Below are 22,165 nucleotides of genomic sequence, written 5' to 3'. Positions count from 1 at the left end.
GGCGGTTCAGACCTTCTCGGCCACCACCCGAGCATGGTCGGCGGTTAGCATCTCAATGACCTCCACATCGGAGGTCAGGATGTGCGAGGCCCTCGCTGTCCAGTACCAGAGAGCCGCTCATGCAGCAGCCTCGGGCGCGGGGCCGGTGAGCTTGGCCGCTACCGCCTCCGGGTCCGCCTGACCGTGCACCTTGTCGAAATCAGCGATCAGCTCATCAAGGTTGTCGCGCTCTATCTGGCGCTGCGCGGCTCGCTCCAGATAGGCGGAGACCCCGTGCTTGCCGACCCGCTCACGGATGGCCTGCACGGTTCCGGCGGTCAGCGTGACGGAGATCCCGCTGCTGGGGCCCTCGCCGAGGAGGAAGTCGGTGTCATCACCCATGACGCCATTATGGCATTCACAACGCCAGAGGGCGGCCAGTCTCATGCCTTTAGGGTTTTACCAGCATGAAAGCTCTCTCTCTTTTCTCAAGCCAGCCAATATTCAGCGCTTTGCCGTTGCCCGCAATATTCCACCATGCCGGGCATGTCAGTTCTACCTTGCGCGACCCAGGCCCGGCCCCAGCAGGTCGGGAGCCAACTTCGCATGCGCGGCGTCGGCGGTGCCCTTCGGGAACTTGCGCCTGGCTCATAGCAAGGGTCAGCCATTGTCGTCGACGTCGGCCGCAGCCAATGCCTGAAGAATCCTCTCAAGGTCTACGGCTGTCGCCTCACAGAAGCCCAGATCGCTCTTCGTGATGGCGGCCATCGCTTCATTGAAGTCGCGAGCGTCCGGCCCAGCCTCTCTGATAAGGCTGTGAATAGCTACCACCAGCCCGGTTGCATCGGGCAACGGATCCGGCCACCATCCCCTCAAGCTGCTCCGGAGAGCGTGGCGCCGACCTAAAGAGAGGACCACGAGAGAATGCGCAGAATTCCGTCAAATCGAGTACGGATACAGGGAGATATTCGGTACGGTAAATTCAATCGACTCACCAATACATGTCACTGGAATGCCGTCTCCGACTTCAACGAGCACGATATCAAGGTCGATGCGAATTGCCACAACGGCGTCATCATTATCGCCTACGGATTGAACCGATCCGCGAAGTGTCACTTCGCGTTGCGAAAAGTCTCCTTCAATTAGATCCGGCCCGCCGGCTACGTGCCACGAGGTAACCAATTCTGGGATATCGAATTCGACATTGTACTCGCCGACTCGGGGTTCGGTCGACCCTCGCCAGTACCCCCACGCCGACCCAGCCGGTCCACTGAACTCAACGATCCGAAGCTTGAGGTCAAGAATCTGGGAAATTGAAATTCTCACGTACTCACTTCAATCCTAGTGGAACTCGCACCATCGTATTATCCACTACCCACGTATTCGACGGGGAAATGAACGTCCATGTCTCCTTGTGGAAATGAAATTTCGTAGGCTTGCTATTCATTTCGTGATCGCCCATACGGATGCTGCGCTGCCCATCGGCGGACACCAGTCTGTCAGGGTCCGGTTGACCTGTTCTCGGGTGAATGTTTGTATAGGGTCCCTCGCCTAGAAATTCCTCCCACTCGGCCATCGCCTGGTGTGGCTTTCGAGGTTTCGGATCAACGACCTCTGGTGTGTTAATCACCTTTTCCTGCGGAAAGCAAGGTGCCAGACCGAGCGGGTCGATCCAAGTATGAGGGTTATGAACGTACGTTGCCGAGTTAGGGGCGGGTGCCAGACCAAGGGGGTCCGCCGTCAGATACCGTGCTGTTTCAGTGTCGTACTGGCGGTGGAAGTTGTAGTGGAGGCCGGTCTCGGAGTCGAAGTACTGGCCGGGGAATCGGAGTGGGGTGTACGCCGTGCTGGCGGTTGACCAGGTCGTCGTGCCCCAAAGGGTGCTGCGGGTGTGCCATGCCAGGTTTCCCGACTCGTCGATGAGTTCGCTCGGAGTGCCGACCAGGTCCGTGACAATCGCGAAGAACCGTTCATCGATCAATTCCTGCGGGGCGTCCGTCGCGAGGATACGTTCGGTCTGAGCAAGCGGGCGCAGGCCGTCGTGGTCCCAGGTAAGGGTGACGGGGTTGGGCAGAGCCTCGGCGTGGGTGGTCTCCTCACACAGCGTCGCGCTGTCCCATGTGAAGGAGACTTCCTCCAGCACGAAGTGGCCATCAATGGTGAGGCGTTGCTTGGCGGTGCGTCGGCCCAGCGGGTCGTACTTGTAGCGCCAGACGGTGCCGTCTGGGGTGACCACCGCGACCAAACGATCTTCGGCATCCCACTCGTAGCGCCAGGTGTCGGGCTTCCGGGAGAGGCGAATCTTTTGACGCAGGACAATACGGCCCTGTGCGTCGTGCTCATAGCGGATGTTACCGGCCCGAGTGATGTGGGTGCCGACGTAAGTCCGAGGACCCGTGGCCTCCTGGCCGGGATGGGATGTGGGCCAGGACGCCTCCGTCTGGTTGCCCGCCGAGTCGTAGGCATAGCGTTCGGTCCAGTTCGGCGCGTGGACAGCCGTGACGCGGCCGATCGCGTCCAGGTCGAACCTACGGGTGCCGGAGAGCTGGTCGTCGATCCCGATGAGGTTGCCGTCAGCGCGGTAGGTGTAGGCGCGGTGCTGAAGGCTGCGGCCCTGGCCGGTTATCTCCTGGTTGGTAAGGCGGCCCATGGCGTCGAACGCGTGCCTGAACGTGGCTGTCTCACCGATGCGGCGGACGAGTTCACGGCCCCCCAGGTCGCGCTCGAATGAGATCGTGCGGCCGGACGTCGTCAGCTCGGGGCGGCGCCCGGCCCCGTCGTACTTCCACGAGCTGACTGCGCCGCTCGGAGTCGTCCGGCGTATTCGGCGGCCGAGGGCATCGTGGTCGAATACGAGCTTGCGGCCGTTGACAGTCTCGGATTTGAGGTGTCCGAACTGGTCACGTAGGCGCATCAGCGTCGTATCAGGACCGGTTGCCATGGCGAGCTGGTCGAAGAGGTCGTACTCGAAGGTGGTAACCGCACCATCCGCGTCCTTACGCAGGACCTGGCCGAGTTCGTTGCGCTCGAACCGAAGGATCTGGCCCAGGCCGTTGGTGCGAGCCGTCAGGCGGTTCGCTCCGTCGTATGTGTACGCCAGCCTGCAGTTGTCGAAGTCGGTCTCGGATATGAGCCGCCCGGCCGCGTCGTACTCGTAGTCCCAGGTCAGCCCTTGCGGGTTGGTGACCCGAGTCAGCTGAAGATTGGTGTCGTGGCTGAACTCATATCGCGCCCCGTCCGGCCCTGTACGCGCCACCAGCAGGTCGAAGTCCGCGTACTCGAACTGAGTGACCCCACCCATCGCGTCGGTGTGGGACAGACAGTTACCCTCGCCGTCGTACACCCACGATTCTTCGCTACCGTCCGGCTCGACCCGACGAGCAAGTTTCCCCTCGACGGTCCATTCCAGACGGCTAATCGCTCCGAGCGGGTCGGTAATCGCAGCCGGGCGCCCTAGAGCATCGCGGTCGTAGCAATTCATTGCACCCAGCGGGTCGGTGATCTCGACCGGGAGCCCAGCTTTGTTGCAGCGCACCTGAGTGGCGTGTCCGAGAGCATCCGTCACTGAGGCCAGGTGGCCCGCCTCGTCGTATGCGAAGCGCGTCGTCGCCCTCGAGGTGTCGGTGACCGACGTGCGGTTGCCGCGCTCGTCGTAGGTCTGGCGCGTGACCGTGCCATCCGCGCCATTGACGCGTACTGGTAGTCCAAGCTCGTTGTAATCCGCGTACAGCTCCCGCCCGTCCGGGCGCAGCACCCTCGTAGGACGGCCCGACTCGTCGTACGTGGTGCGGCTGGTGTGGCCGAGTGGGTCGGTGACGGACAACAGTCGGTGGTAGCGGTCGTACTCGAAGCGGGTGACCGCGCCCAGCGCGTCGATCTCGGCAACGACCTGGGTGCGGTCGTTGATCACGAATCGCTTGGTGTGGCCCAGGCCGTCGGTCATGGACGTCATTCGCAGACCGGTGCCCGGATCCGTGTCGTCCCACGTGAAGCGGGATTCGACGTGGCCGTTCGTGCCGGTCTGGTACACGCAGCGGTCGAGGTCGTCATAGACGTAGTCGTAGTGACTGCCGTTGGTGTCGGTCCACGACGTGATGCGGCCGTGCTCGTCACAGCCGAAGCGCACGGGGCGCCCGCAGGAGTTGGTGACCTCTGTGAGGTGACCGTTGGTGTAGCCGTAGCGGAGGATTTCCTGGTCGGTGCCGTCCGCCGCTGCTCCCGCAAGGTGCAGGGCGGTGACCCTTCCTTCGCTCGTGGTGAGCTTCAGGTGGTAGCCGCCGTGGTGGACGATCGACGTCGGGGTCCCTGCCTCGTCGTACTCGAAGCTGATCCAACGGCCGTTACGGTCGTCCATCTGAGCGAGCAGTGCCAACTCACTGCTGTGGTCGATGAAATGCCAGACCCGTCCCGCTTCGGGGTCGGAGATCGTGTAGCCGTGGTCCACCCGGTCAAGGGGCCATCGACGACCGTGAGTGGGCATGACCGGAACCCCGGGTGCAGGGTGGGGATACGCCAGCAGGCTGCCCTCGTCGCAGCTGAAGACCACGCCTTCCGAGTCGATCTCCAGGTGCTGGTCGACGGTGCTCGACCAGGTCGGGCCGAACCAGCCACCCGCACGGTAGGAGGAGTCGAAGGTGCGCTGGAAAACAAGGGGCAGGGAGCCCGGTAGTGCGATGTCCGTCTGCGGCAGCAGCATCCGGCCGGTCGCGACATCGACGGGGTCTCCGTCGCACTTGGTCTCACTGCATTTCTTGCCCTTGCCATCAGGGTCCTGGTTGTGTCCGTCGCGGCCTTTACCGGGCGGGCTGTCGCCAAGGTCCTTCGCGCCGGTGCGCAGCAGTCCCTTGAGGCCGCCCGCGCCCTTCGTGCCGATGAGTTCCGGTATCAGGCGGCCGATGAACTCACTCGGATCCCCCTTCGCCGCGTCCCACGCGTTCTTCAGGGCCCGGTCCGGGTTCGCGGCCGTCGATGCCAGCCCGGCCAGGGTCATGTTCACGCCCTTGTAGTACTCGGCCGGGTGCGTCAGGTTGTACGCGTCGATCGGGTTCACCGAGCGGACGAAATTGACGATCCCCGCCGTGCCCTTGACGATGCCGCCGCCGACATGGGCCAGCTCCACGCCCTGGGCCACGCCGTAGTCGGCCAGGTCGAACTTCACCCGGTCCAGCCCCGTGGGCTCCTTCGGCGCGTGGGCCAGTGCCGCCGCCACCGCCGTCTTCGCCGTGTCCGCCGCCTCATTGCGCTGACGGCGTGCCTCCGTCAGGATCTCCTGCGCCCGCTGCCGCTCCGCCTTGCCCGGGTCGGTGAACGCGTCGGGCCTGGGCAGCGGGTCCGCGCCGGTGCGTGCGTCGTTGTAGGCGTCGACCTTCTTGTTGTACGCGTCCACCGCGGTCTTGGAGGTTTGGTCGCCCTTCTTGAACAGGGCGATCGCTTCCCTGGCCTGGCCCTGCGCCCATGTGACCGTCTTGCCGTACGTCTCCAGGGCCTTGGCTGCGCTCTCAAAAGCGTCCGCCGCGTGCAGCCAGTCCGTGGGCAGCGTGGAGAACTTCTCCCGGAACTCGTCGGCCGCCTGGCCCTTCCAGTGGCCCGAGTCCAGGCCCTTCATGCCCTGGCCGACGCTGTCGAACGCCGACTGGAAGTCCCGCAGGTTCTTCACGCTCGCGCTGATCTTGCCGACATTGCCGTGGATCAGCTCATTGGCTTCCTCACTCTGGCCGAGCTGCTGCTCACCGACGTCCGCGCCCAGCGATGAAGCGGTCCGGTCTCCCCAGTCCTCCACCACATCCGCCAGCTTGTGCTGGCCGATGTGTTCAAGACCGTCACCGACCTTGTCCGTCGCCCAGTCGACGCCCTCGCCGGCCTTCTCCTTGCCCCACTCCACACCCTCGCGGGCCTTGTCATAGCCCGCACCGACCACATCGCCGAGAGGTCCCCAGTCCGGCATCAGCGCTCACCCCACCGGGGCTGTTCCGCCTGAGCAATCGTTTCCTCTGAGGGATCGAGCGTCTCCTTGAGCTGCTCATCCATCGCGTCACGCAGCTTCGGATCCAGCGCGCCCGACCTCTCCATCGAGTCCAGCAGCGAATCCTCCACGTCGTACGCGGTGTTCTTCCAGGTCTGGTTGACCTCCTTCTGCGCCTCGGAGAACGACTCGGCGCTGTAGTCCGGGTTGTCGAAGGCGCTCTGGGTACTGATCTTGTCCCAGCTCATCGCCTTGACCTCGTCCTCGCTCAAGTGCGGGTTCCCGTTCAGGGAGTTCACGCCGATCTTGAACGTGTCCTTGAGGTACTGCTCCTGCTCATGAAACGCGCCCGCCGACAACCCGACCGCGGACGCGAAGGAGTTGCCCCGCTGCATCAAGGAGCGCACCCCCCACTCCCAGCGCTCACAGAACGTCTTGAACTGCGCCGTCAGCCCGTCATTGCCCAACTCCAGTCCCGACAGGGCCAGATCCCCGAACCCCCGGCCCGTCGTCGCCTCGCCGATCATGCCGAGCTCTTTCAGCTCCGCATACGCCCCGTTGATGCCCTTCGCGATCAGCTCCAGCGCACCAGGCGGCGCCGCCAGGTCCGGCTTCTCCCCGCTCATACCGCTCCCCCGTCGTCCGCCACGACCGCCGCCGCATCGGGCACGATGCCCGCGACCGGCGGAAACAACATGCCCTCGTCGCTGCCCGCGTCCAGCGCCACCCCGGCCGGGACGTTGAGCAGCGGCACCATCACGTCCAACAGCCGTGCGCCCAGCACCGTTTGATACGTCCACTCGCGCCCGGCGTCTCCCTGCGCCCGCGCGAACTGGGCCAACGCCGCCTCGTCGGAGAACGCGCAGATCCAGCGCACCCCGCCCCGGTCCGCCGACCACAGACTGCCGCGCTCGTCCAGCGGGACCAGCACCGCCGTACGCCGGAACTCCCCCAGCAGCACAGCGAACTCTCTTCTGGCTGCGGCAAGTTCCACTCCCGCGGGCTCCGCAGAAACCGCCGTCGCGTCGGCCACATCCGTCAGCCTCAACGGCCGCTCCGGTATAGCGCCCCCGTCACCACTCATGCCGAGCATGCTGCCATGGCCAGGTTTTCATCAGCAACGCAATCAAGCCGACCCGCGTGTCCGTGCCGCGTCAGGGCGTCAGTACGCCGTCCAGGAACGGCTCGATCGCCGTACGCCAGCCCTCCGGCTGGTCGTAGTGCACCAGGTGCCCGGCGTCCGCCACCTCCGCGTACGCGCCCCGCGGCAGGACCCTGACCATCTCCTGGGCCTCCGCGCGGCCCAGTTCGCCGTCGAGGCCGCGGACCACCAGCGTCGGGCACTGGACTTGGGCCAGTTCCTCCCAGTGGGCGTCGTGGACCCATGTCTCGCGGGCGGTGAGCATCTGGCGGCGCGAGAAGACCGGGCGCCAGCCGTCCGCCCGTTCCGCCATTACTTCTGCGAAGAACTCGCCGCGGCCCGGATTGTGGCGCTCCACCCACGGGTCGTCCTCGCCGAACCACTTGCGGACATCCGCCAGCGTCGCGAAAGGGACCGGCCAGGTGCGGAACCAGTTCTCCCACTCGCGCTGCGAGGCCGCCCCCAGCGCCGAGGCGCGCATATCGCAGATGATCAGGGCCTGGACCAGGTCGGGCCGCCTCGCCGCGAGCTGCCAGGCAGTGAGGGCGCCCATCGAGTGGCCGATCAGGGTCACCGGGGCGAGCTTCAGTTGTTCGATGGCGGTCTCCGCGTCGGAGATGTACGCCTCGCGCGTGAACGGGCCCTCCGGCGGTTTGTCGCTGCGGCCGTGGCCCCGCTGGTCCAGAGCGACGGCACGGTGCCGCTCGGACAGCCACCGGGCCGTGGAGGTCCAGTGCGACGCACGACCCATCAGGCCGTGGAGCAGTAAGACCCCCGGAGCGTGTTCGGCCTCGCCGTAGCCCTTGGGCGGGTCGGCGAACTCCCAGGCAGCAAGGCGTACGCCATCAGCTCCGGTGACATCGATGCGCCGCACCATGTGGCCTGGCACCCCCTTCTCTCCCGGTTACCGAGCCCGCGCCGGGCCCGTGTTCTACATGGAGACTATCGAACTCGTATTCGAACAGCCGCTTCTGCCACGCAACACCGCTCGTTCGGGTGACAGCACTCAGGGATTGACTCCCGCTGGTGAGGGGAGATCTTCAGCGGGAGGCGGGCCGCTCGGGGAAAACGGTCCGACGGGATTGACCCTGAGAGCTCGGGGCTCCGGGTCAGCAAAGGGGAGGACAGGCCCCGGCGCCGAAAGGCGCCGGGGCACTCTTCTGCGTACAAGCGTGTGTATGAGAGCGCGGTCGGGCACGCGCGGGCGGGCTGGGGCAGCGGTCCGTACGTATGCGACGCACGCGGGTGCCGGGCCCGCCGGATGCGGCTGCAAGGGCAGACCCCCCGCACGCGCCCACGGGCGCGCCGAGCGTACGACGGGCGCATCACCCTCACCCCTCCCCGGCCGTCGGGTCATATGCCTCAGCCACAGCGTGGCACGCGATTCGCCCGGGTGCTGCCATTCCGGACAGAAAACGGTCACACAGGGATCGAAACCGGCTACCGCTTGGCCACAAACACATGCGAGGCCACATCGGCCTCCAGCTCCGCCACCTCGCCGCTGCTGCCCACCAGCACCCCGCCCGCGGACTCCGTCACGCTCACCACCGAACCGGGCTGCACCCCCGCGCGCCGCAGCGTGTACATCAACTGCGCGTCCGTCTGGATCGGCTCGCCAATGCGCCGTACGACCACGGTCTTGCCGTCCACACCCGGGTCCAGGTCCGCCAGCGACACCATATTGTCGTCCAGGAACGGATCAGCCTCCGCCTTCTCGCCCAGCTCCTCCAGGCCCGGGATCGGGTTCCCGTACGGCGACTCCGTCGGGTGACGCAGCAGCTCAAGCACCCGCCGCTCCACCGCCTCGCTCATCACATGCTCCCAGCGGCACGCCTCGGCGTGGACCTGCTCCCACTCCAGGCCGATCACGTCGACAAGCAGGCACTCGGCGAGCCGGTGCTTGCGCATCACGCGCGTGGCCAGCCGCCTGCCCTCCTCCGTGAACTCCAGATGACGGTCGCCCGCGACCGTCACCAGGCCGTCGCGCTCCATCCGGGCCACGGTCTGACTCACCGTCGGACCGCTCTGGTCGAGCCGCTCCGCGATACGGGCTCGCATGGGCACCACACCTTCCTCTTCAAGCTCGAGGATGGTGCGGAGGTACATCTCCGTCGTGTCGATCAGTCCGGACATTCGTGCCCCTCGATGAGATCGTGCGCTGCGGCCCTCGGCTCAAGTCTGACGCATCCCACTGACAACCGTGCCGTACAGGGGAAGTCCGTCGAGAAGCCTGTCGCGAAGCCCGTATTGACAGGGGAATGGTCCAGACCGCAACGTGATCCGCGGCACGTGTATTCCCTGCCCTCGATGTGCCTACCGCATACCCCCGAAACCATTGAAACCCTGGAAGGGCTCGGCAATGAGCGAGAGCAAGCTGGCCGGTCAGTTCTTCGACGCCGCCATCGGACTGCTGGCGCGGGTACGGGACGAGGAGTCCGGGAACATAGCCGCCGCCGGCACCGCCATCGCCGACACCGTCGCCGCGGGCGGCCGTCTCTTCGCGTTCGGCGCCGGGCACTCCTCCCTCCCCGCGCAGGACGTCGTCTACCGGGCGGGCGGCCTCGCCCTGATGAACCTGCTCGTCGTGCCGGGCGTCGTCGGCGTCGACGTCAGGCCCGCGACGCTCGGCTCCGTGCTGGAGCGCGTGGAAGGGCTCGCCAGTACGGTGCTCGACTCCAGCCCTGCCCAGGCCGGCGACGTACTCGTGATCATCTCCCTCTCCGGGCGCAACACACTGCCCGTGGAGATGGCCATGCACGCCCACGCGCTCGGCCTCAAGGTCATCGGCGTGACCTCGGTGGCGTACGCGGACGGGACCGAGCCACGGAACCGCACGGGCAGCTTCCTCAAGGACCACTGCGACATCGTCCTCGACTCGAAGATCGCGATCGGCGACGCGGAACTCACGCACGAGGGCATCGCGGCGCCCTTCGCCCCCGCGTCCACCGTGGTCACCAGTGCGCTGATGCAGGCAATGCTGGCCGCGGCGGCGGAGCGGCTCGTCGAGCGCGGCATCGAGCCGCCGCTGCTGAGGTCGGGAAACGTCGACGGAGGGCACGAATGGAACCGGCGCGTGATGAGCGAGTACCGGGACCGCATCTTCTACGGCCACTGACTCCTCCGCCGCTTCTGCCGCCGCCTCTGCCGCCTCTTCTGCCCGCTCACTGCGTCGCCGTCGTCTGCGCCAAGTCCAGCGACGCCGCCATCAAAACCGCCACGCTCTCCGCGTACGCCGCCTCCGGCCGCTCGAACGCCGGGCGGCTCGCGCCCCGCAGGAACGTCACCACACCCAGCGTCCGGCCCCGGCTCCGCAGCACCGTGCACAGCGCGTGCACAGCGTCCCGCGGCCACTGTCGCTCGGCCGCCCAGTCACCCGCCGGGCCGGCAGTGCCCGGAGGGGCGCTCGGGGGCACGCTCGCCCGGACCGAACCGATACGGTCAGCCGCCTGGAGCGCCGGATGGCCCCGCGGATAGCGCACCGGGATACCCGCGCCCACCACCGGCACCACCGGGCCAGGCTCGCCCGAAGGCGTCGCGGCCACACGGATCAGCCGCTCCCCGTCCACCTCCATCAGATCGATCAGCGCATGGTCCGCGAAGCCCGCCAGCGCGAAGTCCAGATACGCCATCGCCGCGTCCATCGGGTCCTCGCACTCCGCGGCGGCCTGGCCCGCCCGGTGCAACTGGCTCGACCGGAAACGCAGCCGGTCCGCGTCCTGCTCGGCCAGCTTCGACTCCGTAACGTCCTGGAACAGCCACCCCACCCCAAGCGGAACCGGCCCCTCCGCGAGCGGCGAGGCCAGCCGCAGGAAACCACTGCGCCAGCACCGCCGCCGCTCCGCCTGCCCGGCGCCCGTACTGCTCGTACCGCTCGCCGTGCCGCTCGTACCGCTTGTCGTGCCAGGCCTGAGCGTCACCCACAGCTCCGCGAGCCCCGTCGGCGCACCCTCCGCCAGTACGTGGTGCAGCGCGCCCTCCAGCTCCTCCACACCCTGCACGACCAGCTCACCCAACGGCCGCCCGAGCGGCGCGGCCCGCCCCACCCCCAGGGCGCGCACCGCATAGTCATTGACGACGGTCGGCCGCAGATCCACATCGACCAGTACGACGCCCCAGGACGCGTCCTCGAACAGCGCCTCGCTCAGCGCTATCGACCGCTCCAGATCGATCTGCGCATGCACCTCACTGAACGCGCAGTACACCCCGGCCGGTTTCCCGTCCGCGCCCAGCACCCGCGCCGACTGCGTCCGCACGAGCACCCGCCCGCCGTCCTTGCGCAGCAGCGCGAACTCATGCACCTCCCGCCCCGGCGAGTCCATGACGGCCATCAGCTGCCCGTGCACATCACCGGCATCGGCACTCCGCACCGCCCACCCGGCGAACCCACGCCGCCCGACCGCCTCCTCGGCCGACCAGCCGAGAATCCGCTCAGCCTCGCGGTTCCAGTGGGTAATCACGCCGTCGGCGTCGAAGGCACAGAGTGCGGCATCCATCCCGTCCAGCAGGGCAGCAAGCAACTCCGACCCGGGCACCGGCCCCGACTGAGGGGTGGCGTCCTCCCGCTCGGGGTCCGGCTCGTCGGGCCCTAGCGCATTGGCGGTCTCGCTGCTCCTCGAAGCACTCATCCTGGGCCCCCTGCAGGACGTCCACGCACGGTGATGCATGTCAGATCCATTCAACTGGAACGTGACCCAGCACACACTCTGTTCCCCGAAATCACTGCTCTAGGAGATTCCCCGCTGCAAGGTCGTCTCGGTGGACTGCCGGATACCACTCGCGACGGACGCACGTTCGACAATTCCTCCCGGATCACACATTTGGGCGATGTCGGATGACTTCCGGAGGCTGAGGGAGTCGCCACGGCTAACGTCCTGAGCCACACACGGCGAAAGGAGGCCACTCGCTCCCTGGCATGTTCGCCAGGGTCGGCCCCGTCGCAGGGGCAGGCCGAGTGGCCAGCCCAAGTCATCACGATCGGAAGATCAAAGGAGGTTGCTTCGATGACTACGTTTCCTCCAGGTGAGCAGACCCACCGGGCTGTGCTTCCTCAGCAGCCCGCTCTGGAATCCGTGAGAGCAGACACCCCTGGGAGCAGGGACGAAACGGCTCACGGACATCCCGCCACCGCGCGGGGCACCGGCAGGGAACATGGGCGAGGGGAGACCGGCGGGAGCTGCACCCAGCCCCGTCGGCGTCACGCCGCACAGGCAGAGACCAGGGACGGTGACGTCCCCATGCAGAGCCAGACGTACAAGGGCGGAACAGGCGCGGGCAGAGTGTTCGTCCTCGCGAAGGACGGCCAGCCACTCATGCCGTGCCATCCCGCCCGCGCACGCGAACTCCTCACCAAGGGGCGGGCCGTGGTCGTACGGCAGACCCCGTTCACCATCCGACTCAAGGACCGCGCCTACGCCCACTCGGAGGTTCAAGGCGTACAACTGCGGATCGATCCGGGCTCCAAAGGCACCGGCATCGCCCTCACCGACACGAAGAAGGAAACCGCCCAGGCCGGCACAACCGTGACCGTACGGCGCGGGCTCGCCTCGTTCGAACTCCAGCACCGCGGCGAGAAGATCCATAGGGCCATGGGACAGCGGGCGGGATACCGCCACAGACGACGCTCGGCGAACTGCCGCTACCGGGCACCGCGCCACCTCAACCGCAGCCACCCGCAGGGCTGGCTCCCGCCATCGCTGCGGCACCGAGTCGACACCACGTTCTCGATCGCCCGCCGCCTCTGCCGGTACGCACCGGTCACGGAGATCCACATTGAACGGGTCGCCTTCGACACCCACGCCATGAGCGAGGGCAGAAGCCTCACCGCGGTTGAGTACCAGAACGGCACTCTGGCGGGGACGGAGATCCGCGAGTATCTGCTGGCCGCATGGGGGCGCGCATGTGCCTACTGCGGGGCTACCGGCGTGCCGCTGAACATCGACCACGTACGGCCCCGCAGCAGCGGCGGCTCCAACCGCATCTCGAATCTGACCCTCGCATGTCGCAGCTGCAACCAGGCCAAGGGCTCCACTCCCGTCGAGGAGTTTCTGGCCCACCAGCCGAAGCGCCTCGCGGCGGTCCTGCGGCAGACCAAGGTGTCCTTACGGGACGCCGCCGCGATGAACACCACTCGTTGGCAGCTCGCCGATGCTCTCAAGGGCCTCGGGCGACCCGTACACGCCTGGTCAGGCGGGCGTACGAAGTGGAACCGCACGGCCATGGGGCTGGACAAGACCCACACCCTGGACGCGCTCTCCGTCGGCCGACTGGACCACGAGAACGGCGATGCCATCGTCCGCGTCCCGCAGCAGATCTGCGTCGTCAAGGCGACAGGACGCGGCGTATACGCACGCACCACACCCGATCGGTTCGGCTTTCCCCGGCTTCGGCGTCCGCGCCGCAAACGCCACCACGGCTTCGCCACGGGCGACCTGGTCCGCGCCACCGTGCCCACCGGGAAGTGGACGGGCACGTGGACGGGGCGGATCTCCGTACGGTCCACCGGCCAGCACAGCCTCATGACACCGACAGGCCGCTTCAACGTGTCCCACATAAACCTGCGGCTGCTCCAGCGGGCCGACGGCTACGCGTACGCCCGCAGACAGGAGGTCATCAATAAATGGGTTGAGCCACTCCCCGGAGCTTCGTAGTGTGTGGCTCACGCCAGGGAAAGGAGGTGTTCCGGAAGTGATGTATTCCAGGACGAGCGAGGTGACTGCGGGCTGACGCCCGTCGTCGCACTCTGTGCAGCCGACTGACGTCGGCCAATCCCAAGCAGTCACCGACCCGCGGGCTCGCCGGTATGTCCGGCCGGCTCCTCCGTAAGGAGGGACCAGAGCCCGCGGGTTTCTTCGTTTCTCAGGGGGCCAGGCGCTCGATCCGCCAGCCGGGCCCCGAGTCCGCGCGGACGTAGCGCAGGCGGTCGTGCAGGCGGTTCTCGTGGCCCTGCCAGAATTCCACCGCCTCCGGTACGACCCGGAATCCGCCCCACTCCGGCGGTGGCGGGATCCGGTCGCCCTCCGGGTAGCGGGCCGCCAACTCCGCGTACCTGCGCAGCAGTTCCCCGCGTGTGGCGATCACCGAGGACTGGGCGCTCGCCCATGCGCCGAGCTGGGAGCCGTAGGGGCGGGTGCGGAAGTACGCCGCCGTCTCGTCGCGGCCGATGCGGGAGGCCGTGCCCGTGACGATGACCTGGCGGGCCAGCGCGTGCCAGGGGAAGAGCAGCGATACGTGCGGGTTGGCCGCGAGTTCCGTGGCCTTGCGGGAGGCGTAGTTGGTGTAGAAGACGAAGCCTCGTTCGTCGTACTGCTTCAGCAGCACGGTGCGGGAGGACGGTCTGCCGTCGGGTGTCGCCGTGGAGACGATCATGGCGTTCGGTTCCTGCAGACCGCCGGACACGGCTTCCGTGAACCAGCGGGCGAACTGGTCCATGGGCGCGGGCGCCAGGTCCGTTTCCATGAGTGCGGTGGAGCGGTACTGCTGCCGCATCACCGCGGGGTCAGGGGCAGCCGGCGGCGGAGTTCCCGGGGTCGGCGGGGCGTAGTCGGTCACAGGGGTCATCCTGCCGCAGCCGGGCAGTGTGCCCGGCATGGTGTGCGGCTAATCCTCGCTGCCCGAAATGGGGCCGTGTGGAGGTTGTCACGGTTGTCGCACTTCCCCGCGTCGGCCGGAACCGCCAAAATCTTCGCTCTGGTGACTGTGGTCCGCATACAGCAGCGGGTACGGATACTTTGCCTGCGCCATGGGCCCACGGCCCACCTCACGGACCACCCGCTCACGCCGCCGTACGTATCTTGAGGAGCCGCCTCATGTCCGACTTCGTACCTGGACTCGAAGGAGTCATCGCGTTCGAGACGGAGATCGCCGAACCCGACAAGGAGGGCGGTTCGCTCCGCTACCGGGGTGTCGACATCGAAGATCTCGTCGGCCATGTCTCCTTCGGCAATGTGTGGGGTCTGCTGGTCGACGGCGCTTTCAACCCCGGGTTGCCTGCCGCCGAGCCGTTCCCGATCCCGGTGCACTCCGGTGATATCCGGGTCGACGTGCAGTCGGCGCTCGCGATGCTCGCGCCCGTGTGGGGTCTGAAACCGCTGCTCGACATCGATGAGCAGACGGCGCGCGACAATCTCGCGCGGGCGGCTGTGATGGCGCTGTCGTACGTCGCGCAGTCCGCGCGCGGTCAGGGGCTGCCGATGGTCCCGCAGAGAGAGATCGACAAGGCGCATTCCGTGGTCGAGCGGTTCATGATCCGCTGGCGCGGGGATCCGGACCCGCGGCACGTCAAGGCCGTCGACGCGTACTGGACCTCGGCCGCCGAGCACGGCATGAACGCCTCCACCTTCACCGCCCGCGTGATCGCGTCCACGGGCGCTGATGTGGCGGCGGCCCTGTCGGGTGCGGTGGGCGCGATGTCCGGGCCGCTGCACGGCGGCGCGCCCTCCCGCGTGCTCGGCATGATCGAGGAGATCGAGCGGACGGGGGACGCGACGGCGTACGTCAAGCGGGCCCTGGACAAGGGCGAGCGGCTGATGGGCTTCGGCCACCGGGTGTACCGGGCGGAGGACCCGCGGGCCCGGGTGCTGCGGCGTACGGCCAAGGAGCTGGACGCGCCGCGCTTCGAGGTGGCGGAGGCGCTGGAGAAGGCCGCGCTGGAAGAGCTGCACAACCGCCGCCCGGACCGGGTGCTGGCGACGAACGTGGAGTTCTGGGCGGCGATCATGCTCGACTTCGCCGAGGTCCCTGCGCACATGTTCACGTCGATGTTCTCGTGTGCGCGTACGGCGGGCTGGTCGGCGCACATCCTGGAGCAGAAGCGCACGGGGCGGCTGGTCCGGCCGTCGGCGCGGTATGTGGGGCCGGGGAAGCGCGACCCGCGGGAGATCGCCGGCTACGCCGATATCGCGGATCATTGACGATCATTGGCGATCATTGACACGGTACGCGTCAGGTCAGTGCCTGCTCCACTACCTCCGACCACTGCGTCACCACCCTCCTGCGCCGCGCCGCGTCATCCGTCAGGAGGTTGGCCAGGCCCAGCCCGCGCGCCATGTCCAGCAGGCCCTGAACCGTTTCACGTACGCCCGGCCGCGACTCGTCCGCGTTCAGCAGCCGCACCGCGATCCGGTGGGTCTCCCGCCCGACGCGCGCCTCCAGCTCCGTGACGCGCGGGCGCAGCTGTTCTTCGTTGGAGGCGGCCACCCACAGGTGCAGCGCGGCCCGGAACAGCGGGCCGGTGTAGAGGTCGACCAGGGCCGCGACCACCGCCGTCCGGTCCTGTGGCGGGAGCGCCCGCAGGGCCTGGGAGCGCTCTTCCGCCACGTACTCCACCGCCGCCGTGAACAGGTCCTCCCGGGTCGGGAAGTGGTGCTGTGCCGCGCCCCGTGAGACTCCGGCCCGCTCGGCGACCACCGAGACGGTGGAGCCCGCCCAGCCGCGTTCGGCGAGGCAGGCCACTGCCGCCTCCAGCAGCCGCTGCCGGGTTGCCCGGCTGCGGTCCTGTTGTGGTTTCTTCGACGCGGCTGCCGATGTTCCCGAAGCAGCCGAGGTCACAGCGCCCATGCGGGATCCCGTCGTTCGAGGAAGGCCGCCATCCCCTCGCGGGCGTCCGCCGCTGCGAAGAGTGAGGCCGAGCGGCGCACCAGGTCTTCCGCGTCCCGGTCGAAGGCCTCCAGCACCCTGGCCGTGACCAGCTGTTTCGCTACGGTCAGTGCCTGTGGGCAGGCCTTGCGCAGGCCGTCGAGTACGGGCGCGAGCGCCGCGTCCACGTCGTCCGCGGCGAGCGTGAGCAGGCCGGCGCGGGCCGCCTCCGCCGCGTCGAAGCGTTCGCCGGTGAGGTAGTAGCGCTCGGCCGCGCGCGGGTCCATGCGGGGCAGCAGCGGCAGCGAGATGACGGCCGGCGCGACCCCGATACGTACCTCGGTGAACGCGAAGTCCACGCCCGTCGACGCCGCCGCGATGTCGCAGGCGCCGAGGAGGCCGATGCCTCCTGCGCGCACATGGCCCGTCGCGCGGGCCAGGACCGGCTTGGGCAGGGTGACGATCTGCCGGAGCAGACCGACGAAGTTGTACGGATTGGGCGGTGCCTTGATGTCGATGCCCGCGCTGAAGGTCGTCCCGGTGTGGGTGAGGACGACGGCCCGTACGGAGTCGTCGTTGGCGCATTCGGTCAGCGCCTGCCCCAGTTCGCCGACGAGCCGTGCGGAGAGGGCATTGCGGTTGGCGGGAGAGTCGAGCGTCAGGGTGGTGATGCCTCGCTCGTGTGTGGCGGCCAGCAGGGGCCCGCGGCTCGCAGTGGTCACGTGCTGTTCTTCCTCTCGCGGTCTCTGAGTTCGCGCCTGAGGATCTTGCCGGAGGCGGCGCGTGGCACGCTCCCGATGAATTCGACGCGGCGGATCCTCTTGTACGGGGCGACCCGCTCGGCGACGTAGGCGAGGATCTCGTCCTCGGTGAGCTCATCGGTGAGCTCACCGGCGATTCCCTCGAAGGCTCCCTCCGCCGCCTGCCGCCGTACGACGCACGCCTTCGGGATCTCGTTCTCGTCCGCGTCGAGTACCCCGATCACCGCCGCGTCCGCGATGCCTTCGTGGGCGAGCAGCAGTGCCTCCAGTTCGGCGGGGGCGACCTGGAAGCCCTTGTATTTGATGAGTTCCTTGACCCGGTCCACGACGAAGAGCCAGCCGTCGGCGTCGACGTATCCGACATCGCCGGTGTGCAGCCAGCCCTCGGCGTCGATCATGTCGGCGGTGGCGTCGGGGCGGCCGAGGTATCCCGCCATCACCTGCGGGCCCCGGATCGCGATCTCGCCCTGTTCGCCGACGCCCAGATCCGTGCCGGGGTCGTCCAGGGCGAGGATCCGCATCTCGGTGTTCGGCAGCAGCTTGCCCACCGACCCGGGCGCCGGTTCGGCCGCCGACAGCGGTACGGCGTGTGTGCCGGGCGACAGCTCGGTCATGCCGTACGCCTGAAGGACCGGCGGCAGGCCCAGTCTGGCCGCGCACGCCTGGGCCAGCCGCGCGTCGAGCGGGGCGGCGGCGCTGACGATGTACTCCAGCGACGACAGGTCGTACTCGTCGACCGCCGGGTGCTTGGCGAGGGCCAGGACGACCGGCGGGGCGACGTACAGGGCGTTGATGCGGTGGTTCTGGATCGCCGAGAGGAAGCCGCCGAGCTCGAAGCGGGGCAGTACGACGACGGTGGCGCCGTTGCGCAGTGGGGCGTTCATCAGGGCGGTGAGGCCGTAGATGTGGAAGAAGGGCAGTACGGCCAAGATGCGGTCGCCGGGGCCCATCGTCAGCATCGGGGCGAGCTGTTCGAGGTTGGTGGCGATGGAGCGGTGGGTGAGCATCACGCCCTTGGGCAGGCCGGTGGTGCCGGAGGAGTACGGCAGGACCGCGATGTCGTCGGACGGGTCGATGGTTATGGCGGGCTCGGGCGCGGTCGAGGCGAGCATGTCGAGGACGCTCACATGCCCTTCCGCGCGGTCGCAGACGAAGATCTCCTTGATGCCCGCGACGAGCTCGGCGGCTCTGCGGGCGACTTCGAGGAGCGGTGAGACGGTGATGATCCAGCGGGCGGAGGAGTCGCGGAGCTGCTGGGCGAACTCCTCGGCGGTGGAGAGCGGATGGATGGTGGTGACGGTGGCTCCGGCGCGCGTGGCCCCGTAGAAGGCGGCGGGGTAGGCGATGGTGTTGGGGCTGTGCAGGGCGAGTACGTCGCCCTTGCGCAGGCCCGCGTCGGCGAGCGCGGCGGCGATGCGCCGGTGGTAGGTGTCGAGCTGGCTGTAGGTGACGGTCGTGCCGTTGACGCCGTCGATCAGGGCCACCAGGTCGCCGTATCCGGCGGCGGTGGCCCTGCCCAGTACGGCCTCGTGGATCGGCTCCACGACCGGCGGAACCTCCGCGTACTCGCTTCGAAAAACCGTTTCAGGCATGGCGGGCCCCCTCAGCTCTGTGGGTGAACAGAATGTCCCTCCTCAGTACGACTTGGGGAGACCCAGGGACTGGTGGGACACATAGTTGAGGATCATTTCGCGGCTCACGGGTGCGATCCGGGCGACCCGGGCGGCGGTGATGAGCGAGGCGAGACCGTACTCGCGGGTGAGGCCGTTGCCGCCGAGGGTGTGTACGGCCTGGTCAACGGCTTTCACGCAGGCTTCGCCGGCGGCGTACTTGGCCATGTTGGCGGCTTCGCCCGCGCCGGTGTCGTCCCCGTGGTCGTAGAGGAGGGCGGCCTTCCGCATCATCAGGCGGGCGAGTTCGAGCTCGATGTGGGCCTGGGCGAGGGGGTGGGCTATGGCCTGGTGCGCGCCGATGGGGGTCTGCCAGACCTGGCGGGTTCTGGCGTACGCGACGGCTTGCGTGAGCGCGTACCGCCCCATGCCGATGGCGAAGGCGGCGGTCATGATGCGCTCGGGGTTGAGTCCGGCGAACAGCTGGAGGAGGCCCGCGTCCTCGTCGCCGACGAGTGCGTCGGCGGGCAGCCGGACACCGTCCAGTACGAGTTCGAACTGCTTTTCCTGGGCGGCCAGTTCCATGTCGATCTGGGAGCGATGGAAGCCGTCGGCGTCGCGGGGGACGATGAAGAGGCAGGGCTTGAGCGTGCCGGTGCGGGCGTCTTCGGTGCGGCCGACGATGAGGGTGGCGTCGGCGATGTCGACGCCCGAGATGAAGACCTTGCGGCCGGTCAGGATCCAGCCGTTGTTTTCCTTACGAGCGGTGGTCGTGATCCGGTGGGAGTTCGATCCGGCGTCGGGTTCGGTGATGCCGAACGCCATGGTGAGGCTGCCGTCGGCGAGGCCGGGGAGCCACTGGCGCTTCTGCTCGTCGGTGCCGAAGCGGGCGATGACGGTGCCGCAGATGGCGGGCGAGACGATCATCATCAGCAGCGGGCAGCCCGCGGTCCCCAGCTCCTCCAGGACGATGGAGAGCTCGACCATGCCGCCGCCTCCGCCGCCGTACTCCTCGGGGAGGTTCACACCGAGGTAGCCGAGCTTGGCGGCTTCGGACCACAGCTCCTCGCGTATGTAGCCGCGCCCGTGCCGCTGTCCGAGGGCGGCGACGGCGGCGCGCAGGTCGGTGTGTTCCTGGCTCTCGATGATGTCGTTCACGATCCTGTGTCCTCTCGTACGACAGCGAGCAGGGCGCCGACCTCCACCTGGCGGCCGGGTACGGCGTGCAGCGCGGTGAGCGTGCCGGAGGCGGGCGAGACGATGCGGTGCTCCATCTTCATGGCCTCCAGCCAGACGAGGGGCTGCCCCCGGGTCACGCGTACCCCTGCGGCGAGGCCTTCCCCGACCCGTACGACGGTCCCGGGCATGGGGGCGACGAGCGAACCGGGTTCGGTGCGCTCCTCCTGGTCGGGGAAGCGGGGCCGTACGGGGAGACAGTGGGCGCCGGTGGGGCTGTCGACGTGGATCCGGCCGTCGTGGTGGTCGGTGACGTGGAAGTGCCGTACGACTCCGTCGACTTCGAGCGATACGCGGCCGGGGGCGGCGGCGGTGACGCGGATGCCGGGGGCGTCGATGAGGTCGAACCCGTCGCGCGTCGCACGGTAGCGGACCTCGTGGTCGCCGTAGACCTTGAGCTGGGGCGCGGAGGGTACGTTCCGCCAGCCGCCGAGCCGCGAGACGACGCTGGGGCCGGGGCCGCGCGCGGCGTCGGCGATGGCGGCGGCGATGGCGGCGGTCCTCTCACCGGGGGCGGGGGCGGTGAGCGCGTCGAGGTTGCGGTCGTAGAACCCGGTGTCGAGGCGGGACACGCCCGTACCCGTACCCGTACCCGTACCCGCGCCGGTGCCCATGCCCGCGCCGGTGAAGTCTGGGTGCTCCAGGGAGCGTACGAGCAGCTGCCGGTTGGTGACGGGCCCGTGCACGCGCGCCCGGCGCAGGGCGTGGGCGAGCCGCCGCACGGCTTCGTCGCGGGTGGGGGCGTGGGCGATGACCTTGGCGATCAGGGGGTCGTAGTGGACGCCGATGGAGTCCCCGGCGGCGTATCCGGTGTCGACGCGCAGGCCGGGCGAGGCCGCGCCCGATACCTCTAGGGCGTGCAGGACACCTGTCTGCGGGGCCCACCCCCGCGACGGGTCCTCCGCGTACAGCCGTGCCTCCACCGCGTGGCCACTCGCCTCCGGTGGGGTTTCCGGCAGGGCCGCGCCCTCCGCGACGCGCAGTTGGAGCGCCACCAGGTCGATGCCGAAGACCGCTTCCGTCACCGGGTGTTCGACCTGGAGGCGGGTGTTCATCTCCAGGAAGTGCGCCGGGCCGTTCCCCGACGCGACCAGGAACTCGACCGTGCCCGCTCCCCGGTAGCCCACCGCCCGCGCCGCGCCGATCGCCGACTCGTGCAGCGTCGCGACGAGAGCGGGCTCCAGACCCGGCGCGGGGGACTCCTCGATGACCTTCTGGTGGCGGCGCTGGAGGGAGCAGTCGCGGGTGCCGAGCGCCCACACCGTGCCGTAGTTGTCCGCCAGCACCTGGACCTCGACATGGCGTCCCTGTTCGATGTACGGCTCAAGGAACACCTCACCGTCCCCGAACGCTGACGCCGCCTCCGCCCCCGCCGCCGCCAGTTCAGCTTCAAGGCAGGACAGTTCGCGGATGATGCGCATGCCACGGCCGCCGCCTCCCGCCGCCGCCTTCACCAGCAGCGGGAGGTCCGCCTCCGTGACCCGCGCCGGGTCCAGCGCCGTACCGCCCATCAGCTGCTTCGCGCGCGTCTTGGACGCCATCGCCTCGATGGCGGCGGGCGGCGGGCCGATCCAGAGCAGCCCCGCATCCGCCACCGCCCGCGCGAACTCCGCATTCTCGGCGAGGAACCCGTACCCCGGGTGCACCGCGTCGGCGCCCGCCGCCAGTGCCGCCTTCACGATCAGGTCGCCGCGCAGATACGTCTCGGCGGGTGTCGCGCCCGGCAGGCGTACGGCCGCGTCGGCCTCCCGTACGTGCAGAGCGCCCGCGTCCGCGTCCGAGTGGACGGCGACCGTCGCGATCCCCAGTTCACGGCACGTACGAAACACCCGGCAGGCGATCTCGCCCCGGTTGGCGACCAGCAGAGTAGCGATCACTTGAGCCCTCACTCCCCCTCACTCAC

18 protein-coding genes are annotated in these 22,165 nt (G+C 68.3%); 3 read left to right on the top strand and 15 right to left on the bottom strand.

The features are described from left to right. Positions 1-117: 117 nt before the first annotated feature. The 8 genes from ACIHCQ_RS22490 to ACIHCQ_RS22455 form a co-directional block, all read right to left on the bottom strand. Positions 118-381 carry a hypothetical protein gene (locus ACIHCQ_RS22490; protein ID WP_399664956.1) on the bottom strand — a complete coding sequence of 88 codons (264 nt, stop codon included), beginning with the start codon at positions 379-381 and terminating at the stop codon, positions 118-120. Between the two features lie 258 nt (positions 382-639). Further along, positions 640-831, bottom strand: coding sequence for a hypothetical protein (locus tag ACIHCQ_RS22485; protein ID WP_399664953.1), 192 nt, complete (start codon positions 829-831; stop codon positions 640-642). A gap of 87 nt (positions 832-918) precedes the next feature. Further along, positions 919-1,305: a hypothetical protein gene (locus tag ACIHCQ_RS22480; protein WP_399664950.1), complete on the bottom strand. Its 387-nt coding sequence runs from the start codon at positions 1,303-1,305 to the stop codon at positions 919-921. A gap of 4 nt (positions 1,306-1,309) precedes the next feature. Continuing rightward, the gene (locus tag ACIHCQ_RS22475; RefSeq protein ID WP_399664947.1) at positions 1,310-5,923 is read right to left on the bottom strand and encodes a putative T7SS-secreted protein; all 4,614 of its coding nucleotides are present in this window, start codon (positions 5,921-5,923) and stop codon (positions 1,310-1,312) included. Next, positions 5,923-6,567: a hypothetical protein gene (locus tag ACIHCQ_RS22470; RefSeq protein WP_399664944.1), complete on the bottom strand. Its 645-nt coding sequence runs from the start codon at positions 6,565-6,567 to the stop codon at positions 5,923-5,925. The genes ACIHCQ_RS22475 and ACIHCQ_RS22470 overlap by 1 nt, the downstream gene beginning before the upstream one ends. Then, positions 6,564-7,025, bottom strand: a complete 462-nt coding sequence (locus ACIHCQ_RS22465) for an SseB family protein (RefSeq protein WP_399664941.1) — start codon at positions 7,023-7,025, stop codon at positions 6,564-6,566. The genes ACIHCQ_RS22470 and ACIHCQ_RS22465 overlap by 4 nt, the downstream gene beginning before the upstream one ends. A gap of 70 nt (positions 7,026-7,095) precedes the next feature. Continuing rightward, positions 7,096-7,959, bottom strand: a complete 864-nt coding sequence (locus ACIHCQ_RS22460) for an alpha/beta fold hydrolase (protein ID WP_399665201.1) — start codon at positions 7,957-7,959, stop codon at positions 7,096-7,098. Positions 7,960-8,522: 563 nt separating this feature from the next. Then, on the bottom strand, positions 8,523-9,215 hold the full coding sequence (locus ACIHCQ_RS22455) for a metal-dependent transcriptional regulator (RefSeq protein WP_399664938.1): 693 nt from the start codon (positions 9,213-9,215) through the stop codon (positions 8,523-8,525). Positions 9,216-9,441: 226 nt separating this feature from the next. On the opposite strand from ACIHCQ_RS22455, the gene ACIHCQ_RS22450 reads away from it, so the two are divergent. Beyond that, the gene (locus ACIHCQ_RS22450; RefSeq protein ID WP_399664935.1) at positions 9,442-10,197 is read left to right on the top strand and encodes an SIS domain-containing protein; all 756 of its coding nucleotides are present in this window, start codon (positions 9,442-9,444) and stop codon (positions 10,195-10,197) included. Positions 10,198-10,243: 46 nt separating this feature from the next. Here the strand turns inward: ACIHCQ_RS22450 and ACIHCQ_RS22445 are convergent, their stop codons facing one another. Next, a complete protein-coding gene (locus ACIHCQ_RS22445; RefSeq protein WP_399664932.1) occupies positions 10,244-11,707 on the bottom strand; it encodes a PAS domain-containing protein in 1,464 nt (487 codons plus the stop codon). Positions 11,708-12,316: 609 nt separating this feature from the next. Here ACIHCQ_RS22445 and iscB point away from each other — a divergent pair. Then, complete coding sequence (gene iscB / locus ACIHCQ_RS22440; RefSeq protein WP_399664928.1) at positions 12,317-13,729, top strand: RNA-guided endonuclease IscB; 1,413 nt, start codon at positions 12,317-12,319, stop codon at positions 13,727-13,729. 208 nt (positions 13,730-13,937) lie between these two features. On the opposite strand, the gene pdxH is transcribed toward iscB, so the two are convergent. Continuing rightward, positions 13,938-14,567 (bottom strand): pyridoxamine 5'-phosphate oxidase, encoded by a 630-nt coding sequence (pdxH, locus tag ACIHCQ_RS22435; RefSeq protein WP_399665199.1) that lies wholly within the window; start codon positions 14,565-14,567, stop codon positions 13,938-13,940. Between the two features lie 320 nt (positions 14,568-14,887). Between pdxH and ACIHCQ_RS22430 the strand changes: the two genes are divergently transcribed. Then, positions 14,888-15,991 (top strand): citrate synthase 2, encoded by a 1,104-nt coding sequence (locus ACIHCQ_RS22430; RefSeq protein WP_399664925.1) that lies wholly within the window; start codon positions 14,888-14,890, stop codon positions 15,989-15,991. A 31-nt stretch (positions 15,992-16,022) separates the two neighbouring features. On the opposite strand, the gene ACIHCQ_RS22425 is transcribed toward ACIHCQ_RS22430, so the two are convergent. The 5 genes from ACIHCQ_RS22425 to ACIHCQ_RS22405 are packed head-to-tail and all read right to left on the bottom strand — an operon-like array spanning position 16,023 to position 22,139. After that, a complete protein-coding gene (locus tag ACIHCQ_RS22425) occupies positions 16,023-16,637 on the bottom strand; it encodes a TetR/AcrR family transcriptional regulator (RefSeq protein WP_399664922.1) in 615 nt (204 codons plus the stop codon). Beyond that, positions 16,625-17,377 (bottom strand): enoyl-CoA hydratase family protein, encoded by a 753-nt coding sequence (locus ACIHCQ_RS22420; protein ID WP_399664919.1) that lies wholly within the window; start codon positions 17,375-17,377, stop codon positions 16,625-16,627. Before ACIHCQ_RS22420 ends, ACIHCQ_RS22425 begins: the two co-directional genes overlap by 13 nt. Continuing rightward, complete coding sequence (locus ACIHCQ_RS22415) at positions 17,374-19,008, bottom strand: 4-coumarate--CoA ligase family protein (protein ID WP_399664917.1); 1,635 nt, start codon at positions 19,006-19,008, stop codon at positions 17,374-17,376. Before ACIHCQ_RS22415 ends, ACIHCQ_RS22420 begins: the two co-directional genes overlap by 4 nt. Positions 19,009-19,050: 42 nt before the next feature. Further along, entirely contained in the window at positions 19,051-20,184 is a 1,134-nt protein-coding gene (locus tag ACIHCQ_RS22410; protein ID WP_399664914.1) for an acyl-CoA dehydrogenase family protein, read from the bottom strand. Further along, entirely contained in the window at positions 20,181-22,139 is a 1,959-nt protein-coding gene (locus ACIHCQ_RS22405) for an acetyl/propionyl/methylcrotonyl-CoA carboxylase subunit alpha (protein ID WP_399664911.1), read from the bottom strand. Before ACIHCQ_RS22405 ends, ACIHCQ_RS22410 begins: the two co-directional genes overlap by 4 nt. Between the last annotated feature and the right edge of the window lie 26 nt (positions 22,140-22,165).

The organism is Streptomyces sp. NPDC052236 (assembly GCF_044548015.1).
In the GTDB taxonomy this organism is placed as follows: Bacteria; Actinomycetota; Actinomycetes; order Streptomycetales; family Streptomycetaceae; genus Streptomyces.
The sequence above is the reverse complement of the archived record's forward strand: the minus strand, read 5'-3'. Positions and strand labels throughout refer to the sequence as shown.